The following is an 18,691-nucleotide window of genomic DNA, read 5'->3' as shown; positions in this document are numbered from 1 at the left end:
GCCACTGTTATACAACAATGACCTTTTGTATTATTTCCCAAAACCCGATTTACTAATTAAAGCTTATTGCTGTCCTTGTTCCACGTCATGCAAAATTGCTTTGTATAAAAACTGTGCGTATTGTTCTCTTTTTACTTTCATGGATGGGCCGAATTTATTATCTCCGATTCCCGCTGTAATACCATTTGTTTGAATTGCACTAATTGCATTTGTTGCCCATGAATTTGCTGAAACATCATTAAACGTATGAGATCCCTTCGCCTGTAAATCAAAAGCATTCGTAAGAACTTGCGCCATTTCAGCTCGAGTTAACGTTGCTTTCGGTCTAAAGTTTCCATGCTCGTCTCCCATAAAAATTTCTAGTTCCGTTAAAGCTAATATCTCTTCAATAAAGTTTGTTGAGTTTTCATCGATATCCCCATATGGGTTTTCATATTCATCTTGTTCTTCTATATCAAATACACGATAAATTAAAGCTGCAACTTGCTCACGTGTTACGTCATCTCCAAAACCGAAAATTCCATCCCCATATCCAAAAATAATTTCGTTTGCCGCTAAATTATGAATTGCCTCTTCTGACCAATGTCCTTTTGGTACATCTTTAAATACAATTGGATTTGTATTTTGTAACGGTGCACTTTCTGCTTTTACATTGTTACTCTCTGCTGAGAACAACACCCCACCCATAATTGTTAATGCCGTAGCTGTTTTTAATAATTTTTTGCTCATCAAATTATCTCCCCAATATGTATATGTTTTTTTTAAAATATACATAACAAATGGTATAGTGACAATAGATTTTTCGACACATTTCGTGACAGTTTTGTGAATCATATTACACATCATATCTTTTTTACGGAGTTGATTATAAAGCTCATGTACAACGATAAAAATACACAAAAACGAATAATAATTCTTCTGTAAACAAACAAAAAAGCACAAATAGTTCTATTTGTGCTTTCCTATTTCACGCTATTTCCAATCCTCTTTCAAATGATAATTAATAATCGCATTGTTTATAAATTGAGCATATTGTTCTCTCGGTACAGGGCGATTTAAGTCATACATACCTTTTCCAGTTCCTGTCACAACTTGATTAGATTGCAGTGCACTAATTGCCGCTTCTGCCCAATGTCCTTTTGGTACATCTTTAAATGTATGCTTTTGTTTTGCTTCGAAAGTATATGCCTTTTGAAGCGCTACTGCCATTTCAGCTCGAGTAATTGGTGCTTTCGGTCTAAAGTTTCCGTTTGCATCACCTTTAAAAACACCACGTTTTGTTAGCGCTAAAATTTCCTTTTGGAAATCAGTTGAACTGCCAGAAATATCTTTGTATGGATTCGCTATTGCCCCTTCGTCTTTCATTTCAAGTGTTTTGTAAATAACTCCAGCCACTTGTTCACGTGTTGTAAGGTCTCCAACACCATACTTTCCATTTCCGTATCCAACTATTATTTTATTATAAGCTAAGTCTAAAATAGCATCATATGCCCAAAATCCGTATGGAACATCATCAAATACAATCATTTCCGGATATTCTTCCGCTTTTACCGGCGCCACATTCGTTCCTGCAAATATACCGCCTACCATTGTCGCGATCATCATTACACCCAATATTTTTTTCTTCATTGTCCTCTCTCCCTATTTCTATTTTATGTTAAATAGAAAAATAATAGATAATACGAAGTTATCCATACTACATATGAAGTATCTTCAAATAAAATGAACTTCATTATTTCAGGAGTATTAATTTGTTGGTGAATGTAAGATAAAATACAAATCTTCTAGAAGAACCATTTCGACTACCTCTCTGCTTTATACCTCCTTCTTTCTTATTTCAAAAAGGAAGCTGTCACATCTAAGGTGCTATATATTAAAAATTCTACAATCTCTTTGTGAACTCCTTTACATTTTTAAATTTCACTTTATTGACACAAAAAGACGCAAATAGTATATATTTGCGTCTTTTCAATATCGTTTCATTCAAATTATAAAGTAGCACTTTCCTTCATCGATAATTCATTCTCTGTTCCCTTGCGAAAAGTAAATGCCATCCCTACAAATATAAGGATAATCCCCACTACTTGCATACTAGTCGGTCTAAATCCAGTAAAGACTGTATCTAATAGTATTGCAACCGCAGGATCTAAAAACACTAATACAGAAATTAATCTCGTCGATAAACCTCTTAAACTGTCAAAAAATAAGTAATATACAAATCCCGTATGTATAAGTCCTGTCGCTGTGATCATCATCCAGTTCATCTCTGTTAACCCTTGAAACTTGCCAAAATCTATGAATGGTAGCAATAAAAATATACCTAAAAACGTTTGTAAAAATGTCATTGCATATGCGCTCGTATGCTGAATTCCTTTTCCTAATAAAGTGGTAAAAGCATAAAATACAGCTGCAAGAAGCGCCCATACCATTCCAGATGACATCAGTTTTTCAAGCGATGAACTCCCATCTACTCCAGCTACTAAAACTGTACCTATAAAACAAATGACAATGGACATAACCGCAAATACTGTAAGTCTCTCTTTAAATACAATACTACCAATCATTAATACGATAATAGGTGCAAGGTGGTACACTGAAATCGCAATTGTAATCGACATAACTTCAAACGCTTTAAATAGAAATACCCAGTTAAAAACGAGAAATACACCGCATGCTAATATTTGTATTATTTCTTTTTTATTCCATTTCTCACTTTTATACTGTCCTGTTACGAGCCCACATAATGCTAAAAATATAGTCGCACAAATGCAACGAACGAATACTAATTCAAAAGACGGTAAACCTGTTTGAACAGAAAAAAATCCAATTGATCCGAAAATAGACATCGAAAGGATCATTTTTATAGCCGGCATTGATTTTTTATTGAACACCCTTTCTCTCCTCCTATAATCTATTTTTTACAAACGAAACATCTCCAAAACATTACGTATTATTATATAGTACAATCGGAAAATTGTAAAAAATTAGAATATAATAAGTGATAGCCGCACAAAATTCCCATAAAAAAATCATCCTTTTTTACATAGGATGATTTTTTTATCTATTAAGAGGAATTTCTCTATATTAAAACTGAAATATACTACTACTTTTGAAGAGTAAATTGAGCAACTATTTGTTTTAATTCTCCTGCTGCGTTATGCATATGTTCAATTGAAACCGAGATCTCTTGAACAGATTTTTCTTGCTGTTGAATAGACTCTTTTACCCTATCAGTTCGATCAGATGATCTTTGGGAAATTTGAGCCATGTCTTCTGCAGAAGCCGAAATCTCTTCACTACTCGTTGCAATTTCATCTGTAGACATAGATACCGTTTGAATTTGCTCAGATACTTGCTGTACTTTTTCTGTAATTTTTCCAAATACTTTTTCTGTATGCATTACTACTTGTGTACCTGCCTGTACCTCATTATCTACTTTCCCCATCATATGTACCGTATGGTTCGTTGTTCCCATAACTTGAGTAATAAGCTTCTCAATTTGTTTTGCAGAATCACTAGATTGTTCTGCTAATTTTCTTACTTCATCTGCCACAATTGCAAATCCTCTTCCACTTTCCCCAGCACGTGCAGCCTCAATTGCGGCGTTTAATGCTAATAAGTTAATTTGAGAGGTAATACCTTGCATAACATCAATGATTTTAACAATTTCTTCTGATTGTTCTTTCATAGTCTCTACTTGTTTCACACCGTTATGTACTGAATTTTGGATTGTATCCATCTGTTGAATCATTTGTTTCATTAATTTGTTGCCACTCTCTGCATCTAATGCTGATTGAGCAGACAATTCATTTACAGCGGATGATGTATTCACTATACTCTGCATTCCTTGTGTCAACTCTTCCATCGCACCCGCAGTTTGTTCCATTGCTTGCATTTGGCTCTCTGCACCATTTGCAACTTCTTCAATATCCATCGTTATTTCCTTCGCTGCACCACTAGATACTTCCGATGCAGATACTACTCCGTCTGCATGTTGGAATAAAAGCTGAATATTATTCTCTACTTCTTGCATATTTGTTCTTAGCCCTGTAATCATTTCGTTAAAATCACTTACTAATACACCTAATTCATCCTTAGCATTATACTCACCATGTACAGTTAAATCCCCTTCTTTTGCTCTTTCCATCATACGACTAACCGTTTGTAAAGGAGCAACTATAAGCCTGCTAATAATATAACTTACTATACATATAACAATTGTAGTAACTACTACAAGAATGATAAAAGTAATAACGGACCGATCTATCATTTTTTGAGAATCCTTAAATACTTGATCAGCTAAGTTTGAAACATACGATTCTAGATCCACCGCATAGCCAGCTAACTCTACTCCCTTCGGTTTTAAGTCCTTTTGAAATTCGTTTACCATTTGTGGCTCGTTTGTTACCTTCGCCTTTTCAAACAACTTCTTATATGTCTCCATATAACTTGGCAAAGATTTCTTCATTTTCTGAAACAGCTCATCCTCTTGCTTACTTAAATTAACGCCATCATCATATTCTTTTAATAAAGAATCATATTTTTTAAGATCCTTTTCAACATTACTAATAATCCCCTCTTTATTTGTCCCCTCATTTTGTGACGTTGTAATTAATTCTAGTAAGTTATATTCTAGTGAATTTTGTGTACGAAGCATTCCTTCTAATATAACTGCAGAATTTTGATAATCATCTACTACAATCTCTGTATCGTACTTAATTTTATTAATAGAATTAATTGCTACACAGCTCATAATTGTCATGCCCAAAACTGCTAATGAGATAAGTAAGAATAATTTATGTTTTACTTTTAAATTTTGTAAAAAATACATATTTCCACCTTTATTCCTTTATATATAGATTTTTAGAATTTTATAGCTTATTATTTACAAAATCACAATAAAAAGCAATGATAAATATTCCCAATATCGAACTTATATCTCTATAAAAAAAGAAGTAGCATAATCGCTACTTCTTTTTGCTTTGTTTCTCATATTGTTCAAACGTATGAATTCTTTCGAAAATTGGTGGATGTGTGTATAAGAAAAACTTCACTAACGCAGGCGGATTTACTTGGCTTAAACTCGTTTTTGATAAATATTGAAACGTTTTTACACCAGATTTCCCGTCTTTCGTCATATCTAAAGCATATTGATCTGCCGCTCGTTCTTCTATACGAGAAACATAGTTTGTTGCTGGCTGTGATGCAAAAGAGAGTAGAGAAGAAATTAAGAAAAATAAAGGTAAAATTGAGAAACATGCTGCTTTTGAAATTTGCAGCGTATCCCCCCATTTTCGAATACACATATTGATAATACGACTAATGAGATACATCCCTATAAACGATAGCAGTACATAACTCGCAACGCCCCAATATATATGTTTCATAACGTAATGCCCCATTTCATGGGCCATTATAAATAAAATCTCTTTATCTTTTAATTGCTTAAGCGTTGTATCCCACATTACAATACGGGCGTTAGGGCCAATTCCTGTTACGTAAGCATTTAACGCATTCGTTTTTTCCGACATATTTACTTCATATACATGTTTAGCTGGAATTTCGGCTTTGTCTGCTATCGCTAAAATTTTCGTTTCTAATTCTTTATTTTTCAGCGTCGAGAAGTCGTTATAAAGTGGATCAATAACGACAGGCTGTATGAACGTTAAAAAGATTGTAAATGGAACAGAGAGTGCCCAGCCTGCTAGCCACCATCTCTTCGGGAATTTACGGATAAGCCATAACAGAACGGTAACTACGATTAGCATAGTCGCATAACTCTCCCAAAAACCAATAACGTGATCTTTTATCCAGCTTTGTGTACTTTGCGTTGAAATACCGTAATCAACGGACACTTTTCGGCTAATCCATTGCATCGGCAGGGCAAGAACTGTTGTGAGTAGCGATAAATAAAAGAAATAAATCGCAACTTGCAGGACGCTTATTTTCGTCGTTTCCTTCGACCATTTCTCAAACTTTCTTGAAACACCGAGCACAAGTACAAATAATAAAATAATCCATTCAAGAGGCGTCGCTAAAAAGTATAGCAAATTTTTCACGCGCGAATACTCTTGGCTTAGCGTAAGCTCTCTTGCATTCATAAACGTTTCTGGATCTGCACTCGTTCCTTTATACATGTCCGGAATCAGTTCATGATTCCATCCAAATAAATACCAATATATAAGCAACGCAAACCCAACGTACAAAAAAAGCGACCACCCAATAACCTTCCTCACGCTATTCCCTCCTCTATGCTGCCTGTCTATTATTATTGTAAGTTCGTACATGCTAAATTAGAACAAGCTTATTAAGCGAATTGCTCGAGATCCTTCTAATTATATAAAAAAACTCTTCTACATAAAGAAGAGCTTTACCTACCTTTAGACACTTTCTTCGGTTCATACTCTGGGATAAGAAACGTACTTATAACCCAACATATTAAACCAGCGCCTTTTATATAGCGTATATATTCATAGTCTTGAAAAAATAAAGTCGTTACAATAAGCGTAAAAAATCCAATTAAAACTAGTACGTATCCTATTTGCTTCTTAGATAACATAACGGGTCCCCTTAAGGAAGTACATCCATTAATAAACTAAAATCTTGTAAAGAAAAAGAACTATATTTCATAATACCTTGTACAGCTAAAAGTAAAATAAGACCGGTCACACACATATAATTAACGCTTTCTTCACTCTTTTTTTCAGCAACTACTCCGCCGCTTATACATAATATTCCTAGCAAATGAAGTGCTAAATACATGAAGAAATAAGCTTCCTCCCAGCGAAGAATAACATTGACTGTCGTTATCAGCACAATACTAAGCAAAATCAAATAAAAAAACTTATTTGATGATATTGTTTCATTCATATAATTTTATACATCCCTTTCAAATTTAGAATTAATGATGTTTCAAAGCTATAAAGTAAATGATTGTTTTCATACTATAAAACAATAGGAAAGCCACTATTACTTTCTCGAATATTTTATGAACCCACATATACTTCTCTTCATTTTTTCTGAAGATGCGCTTCATCATTTCTTCTACAACTAGACCAAATATTAGTAAAACCCCTAACACAATAAGAAGAGAAATAATATTTTCTTTTAAATGAGTACTAGAAAATAAGTAATACTCTGGAAACACAATCGTATCTACTACAGGTTGAAGCCAATGGCAAACGTTTTTATCACATATATCTGTAATAGACGTAGAATCTATAATGTCTTTCAATATTTTTTCAATCGTCTTCTTCATCTTACTTATCCCCCACTACATCTGAAAAACTCGTTTCCTGCTCTACATATATAGCTGGCATTTCTTTATTCCAATATTTGCGGTTAACAAGTAAAAAGATGAGTACTAAGTTTAATCCTGCTATAAAAATAATAAGTCCTGGAAAGAAGGTCGTATAATTTGAGAAATCTGCAAAACTCATTATCTCTTCTTTATTTATTAGAAAAGAAACGCCGATTACAAATGCATTGTTTAACATGTGAATAGCAATTGGCATGAGTAAGCTATTCGTACGAATATATACGATTGATAGTACAACGCTAAATACAACTGCACCTAGGAAATCAACGTGTAACAACGCAAACAATAGCGCTACAACAATGATCGCTATACTCGTTCCCCATTTTGCTGCAAAGCGTTGCAGTAAAAATCCCCGAAAAACAAATTCACCAATAATCGGTGCGATGAATACGACCATAATAACTTGATATACATATCCCCCTGTACTATCTATAATCGGTTCACGTAACGCGTTCATAATAAATTCCGGTGTAATCCATGCAAAGCTATACATGTACAAAATAAGATACCCATAACTAAACACGCATAACATAATCGTAATGTATAAAACTTGCACCAGGTTAAATGTTTCATTTTTATTAATAAATAATGAAAATGAAACACGGTGTTTTCTATACTCATAAAAGATCCACGCAATCGGAAGAATATAGAATATAAGGATATTTATAAAAGAAGAATTTTGCATATGAAATGTATTTTCTATCAATTCATTACTGCCTCTAACTACTAAAGTTAATAGTGCAAATACAATTAAAAAATATCTAGCTCGCATCGTTTGAAACGGGTTCACACTCATCTCCTCCCCTATGTTACTTTTATCATATCATTTGATTCTTAATTTTTTGAGAAAGAAAACCTTAAAATTTCCTTAAAAATTCCATAAGTTACAGAAAGATGATATGATATTCGAGGAAATTAGGAGGGATTCTTTATGTATCAAGCAAATATTTTGCTCGTTGATGATGAAACAGCAATTTTACAATTACTAACTACCATTCTTGAAAAAGAAGGTTTTTCTCATATTACAACTGCAACATCGGCTGAAATAGCTTTATCTCTCACTGAACAAAACGATTACGATTTAATTATTTTAGATGTCATGCTTCCTGGTCAGTCTGGTTTTGATATTTGTCCAATCATTCGAAAAAAAACAGATTGCCCTATCTTCTTCCTCACAGCTAAAACATCTGATTTAGATAAAATATCTGGATTTTCACACGGTGCAGATGATTATATTACGAAGCCATTTAATCCACTTGAAGTAGTCGCTCGTATGAAAGCACAACTTCGAAGACATATGAAACAAGCAATGCCGCACGAACAAAAAGCACACTCCAGTTCATTTGGCAGATTTGCAATTGATCAACATTCCGCAGAACTTACAGTAAATGGACGTATTGTCGAATGTTCCGCCCAGCTATTTCAGCTATTACTCTTCTTTTGCGAGAATCCGAACTATGTATTTTCGAAAGAAGAAATATACGAAAAAGTTTGGGGAGCACCTGCCTACAATGGCGATGACAATACCGTTATGGTCCACATTCGAAAACTACGTGAAAAAATTGAACAAGACCCAAGTAAACCAGAATATATAAAAACTGTTCGCGGACTTGGCTATAAGTTCATTACAAAGTAGGGTGACGATATGAACTTTAATAAACGACTTATTATACAGTTTATCCTGCAACACGTATTTGTTTTAGTTACATTACTGGTTGCTGTAGTAGCTGCTTTCACTTATTTAATTTTCCTTGTTACGAGTACTTCATACGAACCGAATATTCCAGATGCTGATAATTTTATGATTGCAAGATATATCTCTTCAGAAGATGGCGATATTTCGTTAAAAGCTGAAGTAAAAGACTTAATTAAAGAAAAAAATGATTGGATTCAAGTTGTAGAGGAAAATGGAAAAGTTCTCTATCACTTTAATACGCCGAGTGACGTACCAACATCTTATACGAAGGCATCTTTATTCTCATATATACAGAATCATATAGAAAGCCCTTATACATTTACATATTGGGAAATTGAATTAGAAGAAAAGAACGTACTTGTTATTTACGGCGGTATGTTAAAAAGCAATGTATTACTAAAAACAATACAGAAAGCGCACCCTTCTGTATCTACGGATTCGTTCACATTAACAGAAGAAGAACAACAGTTACTTTCCAAAGAAAAAGCAACGCTTCAAATCTTTAATAGCGTCGGCGAAGAAGTATTCTCCTATCCAAATGGAAAGAAAAAAACGTTTTCTGTCATACAAGCTGCTCTTAGCGAAAAAGAACCGTGGAATCATAAAGAAAACACGTCTAGCTTTTACGACACAAATAGCAATCATCTTCTTGTTGTAACTGCAAAAAATGAGCACTACTACCCAGATGATGAAATAGACGATGTATTTACTAAAAAGTTTCTAATCGGATGCGGATTAATCCTTCTTATCGTATTTGTTTATTTAGTCATTCTTTCTATTTGGTACGGTAATAAATTTGGAAAACCGTTACTCCATGCGATGCGCTGGCTTAAAAACATCGCTGGTGGAAAGTACGAAGAACCTGTTAGTAAAAAAGGGAAACCTATCCGGTTCAGAAAATCTGGTAAAGAAAAATGGTCATTCCGCTTATTTAGTGATGTTACAAATTCACTAGAACACCTTTCTATTACACTCAAAAAAAATGATGCGATGAGGCAAGTACTGCAGCAAACACGTGAAGAATGGATTACCGGTCTAACGCACGATTTAAAAACGCCACTTAGTTCTATATACGGCTATGCATTATTACTAGAATCAAAACAGTACAACTGGACCGATCGTGACATTCAACAATTCGGCAGCGTTATGAAAGAAAAATCTCAATATATGACTACATTAATTGACGACTTAAGCTTAACGTATCAATTAAAAAATAATAGTCTTCCTGCTCAGCACGTAAACATTGAAATGAATCAATTCGTTCAAAAAGTATTATTACAATTCATTAATAACCCGACACTTCAAAATCAAAATATTGAATTCGTGCCGAGCTCAAACAAAATTCAATATTTCATTGAAGAAAAATGGTTCCAGCGTATTATCGAAAATTTACTAGTAAACGCTGTAAAACATAATAATGAAACGACAAATGTCAGCGTAAAACTTTCCCAAAACGCTACTTCATTTACACTCTCTATTTCAGATAACGGAAAAGGAATGGATGACAAAACGAAAGAACTTCTCTTTGAGCGATATTACAGAGGAACAAATACAGAAGAAAGCAACATCGGAACTGGACTTGGCCTCGCTATTACGAAACAACTTGTTCATGCTCATAACGGAACGATTTCTATCGATAGCGAACTAGGAAAAGGAACGACAATTATACTTGTGTTCCCGTTTCATTCGTAGGAAGGACGCTGTGTAGCGTCTTTTCTTTTTTTCTATTCTGGGAGAGTTCAGTGATAAATGAAATTATGTAGACCATCTTTCTGAGTTGTTTTAGCGGTATATGAAATTATACCGGCGATTTTCTAAATATATCGACTTACCGACAAAAACCGACAACACTACCTACTTTCCCTGCTATACAAAGTAAAAATAACCTTTCATAACTCACTATGAAAGGTCACTCCATATTTCAGCTATTTTCCTACTAACACAAACACATTCTCATCAGGTGCTTCCATTACCGCAACGTGTCCTGATTCTGTTGGAAATGGTTCACGAATCCATTTTACATCTTTATTATCTTTTAAACTTTCATATGTTTGTTGCACATCTTCTACTAATATTTCGACTTCCGTAAAAAGAATATCCGGATGATTGCTTATTACTAACTCCGAACTTTTCACATCTGGAAACTTCAATCCTATTAACGTCCAAATAACCCCTTCTTCTAATTCTCTTTCTATAACCCAGTTTTGCTCCATTCCCATTTCTTTATAAAAAGAAACGGATCTTTTTATATCCTTCGTATGTATAGATACACATTCTAGTTTTTTGAACATCGTCCCATTCCCCCTTTATAAAAAAGCGAACCATTTCTCAATGACTCGCTCTCACTCTATTATTTTTTCTTCACCGGTATCCAAAGCTCTACTTGAGCGAACTCACTCTTATCTTCGTGGCAACGCTCATCGTATAGTTCAAACTCTGTAACGCCACAATGTTCGTACCCTGAATGCGGGAACCATTCTGAGAACACAGCATTCCAAGTTTGATGAATAGACGATACCATTTCTTCATGAGGAACTTTCGGCGTTGTAAATACAGCATATGTCGCTGCTGGGAAAGTACGCTTTGCAACTTCATTTGGTACATTTTCAAAACCTGTAACTTCCATTCCGATAATATAAGTGAAGTCCCCTTTCTCTAAATTAAAATCAGTACATAATCCAAGCTCTACCCATTGGCTCGTATCTTTACGATTCGGAATCGTCGTTCCAAGATCTTTCTGTAAATATTCTTGCCAAAATGCTGGAATGTCTTGATGGTTCTTCCCTTCTTTACTTGTCGTCTTCAGTTCATAACCCGCCACTAAAAATTCTGGTTTATTTACAATACGATATTCCATTTGTATGCCCCCTAAATACGGATTTAATTTTCTTTGCTTTACATTCACGCTGTAATACATCGGTGTTTCTATTTCTTGCTTTCGATATTCACTTGGTGTCATTTGAAATAATTTTTTAAAGGCTCTCGTGAACGTTTCATGAGATTGAAAGCCATGCTCAAATGCGATATCAATAACTTTTTCATCCGTATGAGAAAGTTGATAAGCTGCCCGGGCTAACCTCCTCTTTCGAACATACTCCATTACTGTATCACCTACTAACGCCTGAAATACACGATGAAAATGCGACTCAGAAAAACCTGCAATGCGAGCTAAATTACGCAGCGTCTGTTTTTCCATTACATCTTCTTCAATATAATCAATTGACCTTTGAATTTGTGTTTCATAGCTTTCCATCTCTGTTCACCCGCCTTATATGTATTATGATAAAAGAGAATCCTATCCAATTCTTGACGTTTTTTACTATAATTTTAAAAACAAATGTAACTTTTTTATATGTATTTCGTTGTTATGTATGAAGGGAGGGAAATGTAGTGAAACGCAAACAATCATTAGAAGAAATTTACTCAGAACATATGCAAGATTTATTTCGCTATCTTCTCTCCCTAACCGGAGATTCCCACTACGCGGAAGATCTTATGCAAGAAACATTTTATCGAATGCTCGTCCACATTGACTATTATAAAGGAGAAGAAATTAGACCGTGGTTATTTACAATTGCCTACAACGCCTTTATCGATTGGTATCGAAAAGAAAAAAGATATAAAACAACTACAGTGGAAGAATTCCATTTACCAAACGTGCCAAGTACAGAACATGAATATTTCGTAAAACATGAGATTGCTAGTTGGTTCGAAAGTTTATCCTCTCTTCCGCTCGAAAGACGAAATGTCCTGCTACTACGAGATTACTACGGATTCTCGTATAAGGAAATAGCAGAAATGACCGGTCTCTCATTAGCGAAAGTGAAAATTGAATTACACCGCGGACGAAAAGAAACGAGAAACATAAAGGAGTGATACAGATGGGGTGTACAGAATTTAAAAAACTATGGGAGAAGTACGAAAAAGGAACGCTCACGCATGATGAACAGGAAGAGTTAGAAAGTCATATAGAAACTTGTGAGGAATGTGAAGTGTATTTGGATGAATTGCTTACGAAGAGTGAGCCGATCAAGAAAAGACTACCACCACAAAATCTTAAAGTCCCGTTTTGGAAAATAAAATGGAAACAGCGTTGGCAAACCGTTAGTTTTGTCCTTGCTGTTTGTATAGCAATCTATTTTATCGGTCATTTCTCATCTTCCCTTTACTTCTATTCGAACAATATGAAAAACTTAACTGAAGTAAATGAGATTCCAGCACTCGCACTAGAAGCGACAATGCCAAATAGTCGTTCCACTATGGGAAGTACGAAGGTTAAACCCTTTTTCCGTACAGAAAATGAAATGAATTTATTTAAAACGGTCGGCAAAAAAGAATTTCCAATTGGGACAGTAACAACGCGTAGTTTCTTATCATCTGTAACTGTCACAAATCAATCTTGGGCAAACAGATCCTATTCAAAAAAACTTTCCTTTGTTCATCCAAAAATCAGGGAAGAAGCTTCTTTGAAAGAATCATCTAAAAAAGTTTGGGATACACTTGGAAAGATACATGAGGGGACCGTTGCAGAAGTAGCGCTATCTTTCGATAAAGCTTACACTTTACAAGAAGTCGAATCAATTCTATATAGCGTATTTGAAGCACAAGAAATGCCACCAACTCCTATATGGTACGCTTTAGACACAGGGCAAGAAAGAATAAACGAAAATGATTTTATCTTGCATAGCGGAGAGGTTATTGGATTTCCAGAACATATAAATCTTCCTGAAAATGAAACAAAAAAGCTACACACAAAAGAAGATGAAGTAAGCGAAATGATGCGTATTCTTTCTATAAATAAAGAAATTGTAAGTAAAACTACTTGGACTCGTGAAAAAGATCTGAACTTAGATAAGCGCTATCAGTATGTAAAAGATAACGGTGTAAAAGTATACGGCATTGTCATTACTGGGCCGTCAAAAGAATTATTAAAACTACAAAACTCCCCGCACGTACGTTATGCGACTCTTGGAGATATTGAGGTTTGGAATTGGTTTGATTATTAATCAAAAAAGGTTGTGTAGCAAATAGCTACACAACCTTTTTAATAATCTAAACCCTATATCTCACTAACAGAATCCGTGAATAAAGCATGAAATACGTTAACTTCCCCCATACGTAAACATTCCGTTTCTATATCAGGAATTGCCGTTCTAGCAACCTCTCGTTCTATTCTTATAAACCCTTTTGTATTCATTAGTTTTTCAAATTTACAAATGTTATCCATTTCTACATCAATCGTCTCAAAAATCCATTCCCTTAGCTCTTCATCATATGTTGTTTTTAATACGTAGTAATAATAATATTTATCAAGCAAGCTCACAAAAATCCCTAAATCAAGACGCTCACCTCTTGATTTCCGTATCCAATCAATATCATCATTTAACATCAGTTCTTTTCCATTTAACAACACGTTATATTCTAAACAATTATATAAGTTTAAATCTGTACAATCTGAAACATGATAATCGCAAAATGTTGAATCGATTACAGACAAAATTTCCTTTTGTGAGCTTTCGTTTTTTATAAAGCGCTCTTTTAAGTCTACAAACTTTTTATACTCTTTAGATTCCTCGTACAACTCTTCTTCTTTCATAACATTTTTCGGAAAGAATCTGTAAACTGTTTCTCTTAATTCATGTAGCATTTCATGTTTCGCTGTTTTAACCATTCTGTAAATCCCCCTATGTAAAAAGAATTCTCGCCGCAATAAAGAATCATACCCTAAATATGTTATTAATTAACAAATAAATTATATTAAAATAAGCAATATGATTCAATTCTGGTTTTTTAAAAATTTTCTGTTATAATAGCTAATTCCGAACATTATATTTATCTTAATATAAAAATTACAACAAAAAACGACAAAAATCTTTAAATTATCTTATAAAATAGTAAAATCTATATATAAAGAACGAAAGATTACAAATGAATTATTGAAAAAATTATTATTTTTGTCACATTAAAAATTAGTACTTTTTTCACAAATTATTTTTAATGGAAAACTTTACAATTTTATTTTTTTACCATAAAAGGGGGTTTTCTGGTAAAATAAAGGTGTATCGTAAAAATGTAACACATTTCCATACGAACAACCCTTTAAAGCGAAAAGGTGTCATCATAATTGATGACACCTTTTCCTATTCTAAATAAACTAATTAGAAATCACTTTCACATACATCCCTCTCACTGCTTTTTCATAAGCGATCTCGCTCACCTGTTTTATTTTTTCCGATACAATAGACGATCGAACAACTTCACCCGCGCGAAGTAATGGAGGATCAATAAGGCGGACTTTATTTTTCTGATATAAATCATAGTCGTTTTTATCTTCTTTTACTTTTACATTCGGATGAACTTTGCTTAATAAAGCATGCACTTCCGGATCATTACATTGCTGTAATTTCACTATAAGCTCGTAATCTTCAAGAAGAAAATCATCTGCATGAATAACCTTTTTATGAAGAGCTAACTTTAACGTTTTCGCTAACATATCATTCCCGTAAATATTCATTGGCTTCATAAAGAAATCGATTACTTCTTTGTAATACGTTTCTGTAAACCACTCGGCCATTTCGATACTTTGAAGAACCATTTTCCCATCTACAGCGATGACATCCTCTAAAAAACTGTGAACTTCTTCTAACGAAATATACTCATATGTATACATATCCCGTAACGTATAATCCACTCGGTCTGCGCATAACTCTGGCGCTGACCTTTCGAGTAACGTCCAATTCGAATCATCTAACAAAATGTCCTCATAGTTATAACCATATTTCGCAAGAATTGCTGGAATTTCTGAGTTTTTCACGACAGAACTAAATATCTCTTCATGATAACTTTCATTTTCGTTATCAAAAACGTAATCAATCACGTGAGAAAAAGCAGTATGTGATACGTCATGCAGTAAACCTGCAATTTGTTCCTCTACTGAACCACCAAGTTTCTTAATTAACAACATAGCCCCGACTGAATGATCGAAGCGCGTTACATTCCACTTCTCGTTCATTAAGTAGCTTGCGCCATTTTGATGAACACCTTTAAGTCTTTGCACAGACTTACTTAAGATTAATTCTTCTACTACTGGATCCACTTCAAATTCTCCGTATAGTACATCTGATATGATCACTTATAATCCCCCTTTATTTCAGCCGTGTCTTTTAATCGTACCTTTTTTATAAAATCGATACCAATATAAATTATAAATCTAAATATATTGATGTTAAATAATTAATATTGTATATTATACTTGTCTGTTATTTGTTTTAATTCATTTGTTTTTATTGAGCGCTCCTTATGTGGAGCCTTTTTTTATTGAAAAATATGAGGACTTTCATTCCAAATCGTAAACAGAACGCTAGAAATAGAAACGGACATATTCTGGCAAGAAAAAGGATAACATTGCCAGTTTTATTCCTTTTTGATTTAATACAGGTATAGCCATTAAAGGAAAGAGGGGGAACATGAAAAAGATTTTCTTCACCATTCTATTCATCATTATTGTATTGATTAGTTTAGGATATTGGAAATTCTTTACTTTATCTGGACTTTCAGGCGGTGAAAAGATTCAATCCATACACTCACCAGATAAAACGTATACTTTACATATATACAGGCATAATGGCGGCGCAACGACTAGCTTTGCTATAAGAGGAGAGCTTGTAACAAATACTAAAAAGTTTATGAACATGAAAAATATATACTGGAATTATCGTGAAGAAGATGCAACTGTACAATGGTTAGACAATCATACAGTGATGATTAATAAACATAAATTACATGTAGAGACGGACACATATGATTTTAGAAAAAAATAAAGAGAAACGGACTGACTTTTATCAATCAGCCCTTTTCTCTTTATCCCATTATTCAAACGTAACCTCCACCTGCACAATCTCAGATCTACTTCCAAGTCTAAGTGGTGGTCCCCAAAATCCGAAACCAGAAGAAACAATCGCGTGGAATGCACCTTTTTGTGCATATCCCCAGTCTAGTTCGTACATTCTTCTCGTTACAATATGATTCGGTGCCATTTGTCCGCGGTGCGTGTGACCAGATAATAATAAGTCTACACCTGCCGCTGCTGCTTGTTTTAATTCAAATGGTTGATGATCCATTGCGATAACTGGCATGGATTTATCTACCGTACTCATTAGATTTTCAAAACTTTGGCGATCTCGTTCTGTTTTATCTCTTCTTCCAACGAGATAGAAGTCATCTTCAATTGTGATCACTTCATCTAACAGCATACGAATATCAATCTTATCCATCTCTTGTAAAAATTCTGGAACCGCTCGTCCGTAATATTCATGGTTTCCTAACACGCCATATACGCCTAGTGGAGCTTTCATTTGTTTCATAATTGGTCCCATATTTTTTTGAATGAACACACCTGGATGATCATCAATAATATCACCTGGCAGTAAAATAATATCAGGTTCCATCTCATTTACATGACGGACAAGTCTTTTTAAATGCGAAACGCCAGATAATTTACCGAAATGCATATCCGAAGCCATTGCAATGCGTAAACTTTTACGTCCCTCTACTTTTTTCGGTATGTGCACCTCGTACTTTCTTACTACTGGACTATATGCGTTGAATACTCCGTACGCAAAGATAAAAATAAATGCAGCTAACACAGCCGCCCCTGTCCAAATAATTGCCGCTTCTTTCTCCACTGAAAACTGTAAAAGAAAGACTGTGATATCAGCAATTGGCAACAACATAAGCGCATATTGTATGACCGCAAACCAGATCGAACCAATCGTCCGCAGGAATGGAAGGAACTTAAACACTTGCACGAGAATGTACGCATACGAAATAAATCCGACTAAGAAAGCGTAATATCCCCAAGACTCCCAACCAAATACCGTACTAAGCCAAACCCATCCGTTCCAGCCGATGTAAAACATAAGTAGTGTGTATATAATTAATATGGTAAATATATTGAGATAACGAAGATTCTTCACAACTAGCCTCCTTATTGATTTCTTCTATTATAACTTGTTATGCACTTTTAACGTAAATATTAAGCACTTCGCTCTTCACAATAAAAACCATTTCTATATTTTAAGTTCATCTACTACTCCCCGGCCATTACATTTACTTATAGTCTATACGCACCGCTTCTTCTAATAACAAGTTCAACCATTCTTCCATCGTTCCTAGGTCTCTTAAAAATTTCTTATTTCTTAAATGTAATTCTAATACTCTATTCTCTTCATTAATAGCATATATTGTGCCTAAATCCATTGAATCTGCAAAGACAAAATATGATTCAGGAATTTTTTTAGAATCATATAATTGTTGAAAACTCTTTAATTCAAACGGCTGAAAATATTCTTCCTCATCAGAAAGACCACCCACTTTCGGCTGCCCTGCTATACGAACTAAATTCGCTAAAAAGCTTCCGTTCATAAGAGATAGTAGATATTTATATGGTTCTGGAAATACAGTTTCTATCTCATCTTCAAATACTTGAATTTCTTCTTTACTAAGAGGCGGATTTATCACATTCATCCAATTAACTTTATCTATATTTCCAAACACCCTAGTTCCAGTTCTTACAGTTTTTGTATCTTTTCCATATACAGGTTCCAGTTTTTTCACAATAATATTGTGCATAATTTCAACTCTTTTCATACAAACTTAACACTCTAATACATTCAGCT

At 34.2% G+C, this 18,691-nt stretch carries 20 protein-coding genes; 5 read left to right on the top strand and 15 right to left on the bottom strand.

From position 1 onward, the window contains the following. Positions 1–63: 63 nt before the first annotated feature. The 9 genes from KVT31_RS10930 to KVT31_RS10890 form a co-directional block, all read right to left on the bottom strand. A complete protein-coding gene (locus tag KVT31_RS10930) occupies positions 64–843 on the bottom strand; it encodes an S-layer homology domain-containing protein (RefSeq protein ID WP_140392381.1) in 780 nt (259 codons plus the stop codon). 129 nt (positions 844–972) lie between these two features. Further along, positions 973–1,629: an S-layer homology domain-containing protein gene (locus KVT31_RS10925; RefSeq protein ID WP_088095489.1), complete on the bottom strand. Its 657-nt coding sequence runs from the start codon at positions 1,627–1,629 to the stop codon at positions 973–975. Between the two features lie 359 nt (positions 1,630–1,988). Beyond that, positions 1,989–2,891: a DMT family transporter gene (locus tag KVT31_RS10920; protein WP_088095488.1), complete on the bottom strand. Its 903-nt coding sequence runs from the start codon at positions 2,889–2,891 to the stop codon at positions 1,989–1,991. A 212-nt stretch (positions 2,892–3,103) separates the two neighbouring features. Then, positions 3,104–4,831, bottom strand: coding sequence for a methyl-accepting chemotaxis protein (locus KVT31_RS10915; RefSeq protein ID WP_088095487.1), 1,728 nt, complete (start codon positions 4,829–4,831; stop codon positions 3,104–3,106). Between the two features lie 136 nt (positions 4,832–4,967). Beyond that, the gene (locus KVT31_RS10910; RefSeq protein ID WP_140392378.1) at positions 4,968–6,236 is read right to left on the bottom strand and encodes a M48 family metallopeptidase; all 1,269 of its coding nucleotides are present in this window, start codon (positions 6,234–6,236) and stop codon (positions 4,968–4,970) included. 134 nt (positions 6,237–6,370) lie between these two features. Further along, on the bottom strand, positions 6,371–6,559 hold the full coding sequence (locus KVT31_RS10905; protein ID WP_088095485.1) for a hypothetical protein: 189 nt from the start codon (positions 6,557–6,559) through the stop codon (positions 6,371–6,373). A gap of 11 nt (positions 6,560–6,570) precedes the next feature. Next, positions 6,571–6,870, bottom strand: coding sequence for a hypothetical protein (locus tag KVT31_RS10900; RefSeq protein ID WP_088095484.1), 300 nt, complete (start codon positions 6,868–6,870; stop codon positions 6,571–6,573). Between the two features lie 31 nt (positions 6,871–6,901). After that, the gene (locus KVT31_RS10895; RefSeq protein ID WP_088095483.1) at positions 6,902–7,258 is read right to left on the bottom strand and encodes a hypothetical protein; all 357 of its coding nucleotides are present in this window, start codon (positions 7,256–7,258) and stop codon (positions 6,902–6,904) included. A 1-nt stretch (position 7,259) separates the two neighbouring features. After that, positions 7,260–8,114, bottom strand: coding sequence for a CPBP family intramembrane glutamic endopeptidase (locus tag KVT31_RS10890; protein ID WP_088095482.1), 855 nt, complete (start codon positions 8,112–8,114; stop codon positions 7,260–7,262). Positions 8,115–8,249: 135 nt separating this feature from the next. Between KVT31_RS10890 and KVT31_RS10885 the strand changes: the two genes are divergently transcribed. Both KVT31_RS10885 and KVT31_RS10880 read left to right on the top strand, forming a co-directional pair. Further along, positions 8,250–8,954: a response regulator transcription factor gene (locus KVT31_RS10885; protein WP_088095481.1), complete on the top strand. Its 705-nt coding sequence runs from the start codon at positions 8,250–8,252 to the stop codon at positions 8,952–8,954. 9 nt (positions 8,955–8,963) lie between these two features. After that, the gene (locus KVT31_RS10880) at positions 8,964–10,706 is read left to right on the top strand and encodes a sensor histidine kinase (protein ID WP_088095480.1); all 1,743 of its coding nucleotides are present in this window, start codon (positions 8,964–8,966) and stop codon (positions 10,704–10,706) included. Positions 10,707–10,939: 233 nt separating this feature from the next. Here KVT31_RS10880 and KVT31_RS10875 read toward each other — a convergent pair whose 3' ends face one another. Then, positions 10,940–11,305 carry a VOC family protein gene (locus tag KVT31_RS10875; RefSeq protein WP_088095479.1) on the bottom strand — a complete coding sequence of 122 codons (366 nt, stop codon included), beginning with the start codon at positions 11,303–11,305 and terminating at the stop codon, positions 10,940–10,942. Between the two features lie 59 nt (positions 11,306–11,364). Further along, positions 11,365–12,267, bottom strand: coding sequence for an AraC family transcriptional regulator (locus KVT31_RS10870; RefSeq protein WP_088095478.1), 903 nt, complete (start codon positions 12,265–12,267; stop codon positions 11,365–11,367). A gap of 137 nt (positions 12,268–12,404) precedes the next feature. On the opposite strand from KVT31_RS10870, the gene KVT31_RS10865 reads away from it, so the two are divergent. Continuing rightward, positions 12,405–12,890, top strand: a complete 486-nt coding sequence (locus KVT31_RS10865) for an RNA polymerase sigma factor (protein WP_088095477.1) — start codon at positions 12,405–12,407, stop codon at positions 12,888–12,890. Positions 12,891–12,895: 5 nt separating this feature from the next. After that, entirely contained in the window at positions 12,896–14,020 is a 1,125-nt protein-coding gene (locus tag KVT31_RS10860; protein ID WP_088095476.1) for an anti-sigma factor, read from the top strand. A gap of 53 nt (positions 14,021–14,073) precedes the next feature. Here KVT31_RS10860 and KVT31_RS10855 read toward each other — a convergent pair whose 3' ends face one another. Together KVT31_RS10855 and KVT31_RS10850 are read right to left on the bottom strand one after the other, a co-directional pair. Next, complete coding sequence (locus KVT31_RS10855) at positions 14,074–14,685, bottom strand: hypothetical protein (RefSeq protein WP_088095475.1); 612 nt, start codon at positions 14,683–14,685, stop codon at positions 14,074–14,076. A 483-nt stretch (positions 14,686–15,168) separates the two neighbouring features. Next, complete coding sequence (locus KVT31_RS10850) at positions 15,169–16,146, bottom strand: HD domain-containing protein (RefSeq protein ID WP_088095474.1); 978 nt, start codon at positions 16,144–16,146, stop codon at positions 15,169–15,171. A gap of 334 nt (positions 16,147–16,480) precedes the next feature. Here KVT31_RS10850 and KVT31_RS10845 point away from each other — a divergent pair, with 334 nt between their 5' ends. After that, positions 16,481–16,834, top strand: a complete 354-nt coding sequence (locus tag KVT31_RS10845; RefSeq protein ID WP_088095473.1) for a DUF5412 family protein — start codon at positions 16,481–16,483, stop codon at positions 16,832–16,834. Positions 16,835–16,882: 48 nt separating this feature from the next. On the opposite strand, the gene KVT31_RS10840 is transcribed toward KVT31_RS10845, so the two are convergent. Together KVT31_RS10840 and KVT31_RS10835 are read right to left on the bottom strand one after the other, a co-directional pair. Further along, on the bottom strand, positions 16,883–17,989 hold the full coding sequence (locus KVT31_RS10840) for a metallophosphoesterase (RefSeq protein ID WP_088095472.1): 1,107 nt from the start codon (positions 17,987–17,989) through the stop codon (positions 16,883–16,885). A 133-nt stretch (positions 17,990–18,122) separates the two neighbouring features. Next, positions 18,123–18,644 (bottom strand): SMI1/KNR4 family protein, encoded by a 522-nt coding sequence (locus tag KVT31_RS10835; protein ID WP_088095471.1) that lies wholly within the window; start codon positions 18,642–18,644, stop codon positions 18,123–18,125. Between the last annotated feature and the right edge of the window lie 47 nt (positions 18,645–18,691).

The organism is Bacillus sp. GbtcB14 (assembly GCF_019091205.1).
Classification (GTDB): Bacteria; Bacillota; Bacilli; order Bacillales; family Bacillaceae_G; genus Bacillus_A; species Bacillus_A cereus_AG.
The sequence above is the reverse complement of the archived record's forward strand: the minus strand, read 5'-3'. Positions and strand labels throughout refer to the sequence as shown.

Bases quoted from the DNA above. Each gene is read 5' to 3' on its own strand.
- KVT31_RS10925 (WP_088095489.1), bottom strand. From the start codon at position 1,629: ATGAAGAAAAAAATATTGGGTGTAATGATGATCGCGACAATGGTAGGC.
- KVT31_RS10885 (WP_088095481.1), top strand. From the start codon at position 8,250: ATGTATCAAGCAAATATTTTGCTCGTTGATGATGAAACAGCAATTTTA.
- KVT31_RS10870 (WP_088095478.1), bottom strand. From the start codon at position 12,267: ATGGAAAGCTATGAAACACAAATTCAAAGGTCAATTGATTATATTGAA.
- KVT31_RS10900 (WP_088095484.1), bottom strand. From the start codon at position 6,870: ATGAATGAAACAATATCATCAAATAAGTTTTTTTATTTGATTTTGCTT.
- KVT31_RS10880 (WP_088095480.1), top strand. From the start codon at position 8,964: ATGAACTTTAATAAACGACTTATTATACAGTTTATCCTGCAACACGTA.
- KVT31_RS10835 (WP_088095471.1), bottom strand. From the start codon at position 18,644: ATGCACAATATTATTGTGAAAAAACTGGAACCTGTATATGGAAAAGAT.
- KVT31_RS10930 (WP_140392381.1), bottom strand. From the start codon at position 843: ATGTGTAATATGATTCACAAAACTGTCACGAAATGTGTCGAAAAATCT.
- KVT31_RS10875 (WP_088095479.1), bottom strand. From the start codon at position 11,305: ATGTTCAAAAAACTAGAATGTGTATCTATACATACGAAGGATATAAAA.
- KVT31_RS10915 (WP_088095487.1), bottom strand. From the start codon at position 4,831: ATGTATTTTTTACAAAATTTAAAAGTAAAACATAAATTATTCTTACTT.
- KVT31_RS10860 (WP_088095476.1), top strand. From the start codon at position 12,896: ATGGGGTGTACAGAATTTAAAAAACTATGGGAGAAGTACGAAAAAGGA.
- KVT31_RS10845 (WP_088095473.1), top strand. From the start codon at position 16,481: ATGAAAAAGATTTTCTTCACCATTCTATTCATCATTATTGTATTGATT.
- KVT31_RS10855 (WP_088095475.1), bottom strand. From the start codon at position 14,685: ATGGTTAAAACAGCGAAACATGAAATGCTACATGAATTAAGAGAAACA.
- KVT31_RS10895 (WP_088095483.1), bottom strand. From the start codon at position 7,258: ATGAAGAAGACGATTGAAAAAATATTGAAAGACATTATAGATTCTACG.
- KVT31_RS10890 (WP_088095482.1), bottom strand. From the start codon at position 8,114: ATGAGTGTGAACCCGTTTCAAACGATGCGAGCTAGATATTTTTTAATT.
- KVT31_RS10905 (WP_088095485.1), bottom strand. From the start codon at position 6,559: ATGTTATCTAAGAAGCAAATAGGATACGTACTAGTTTTAATTGGATTT.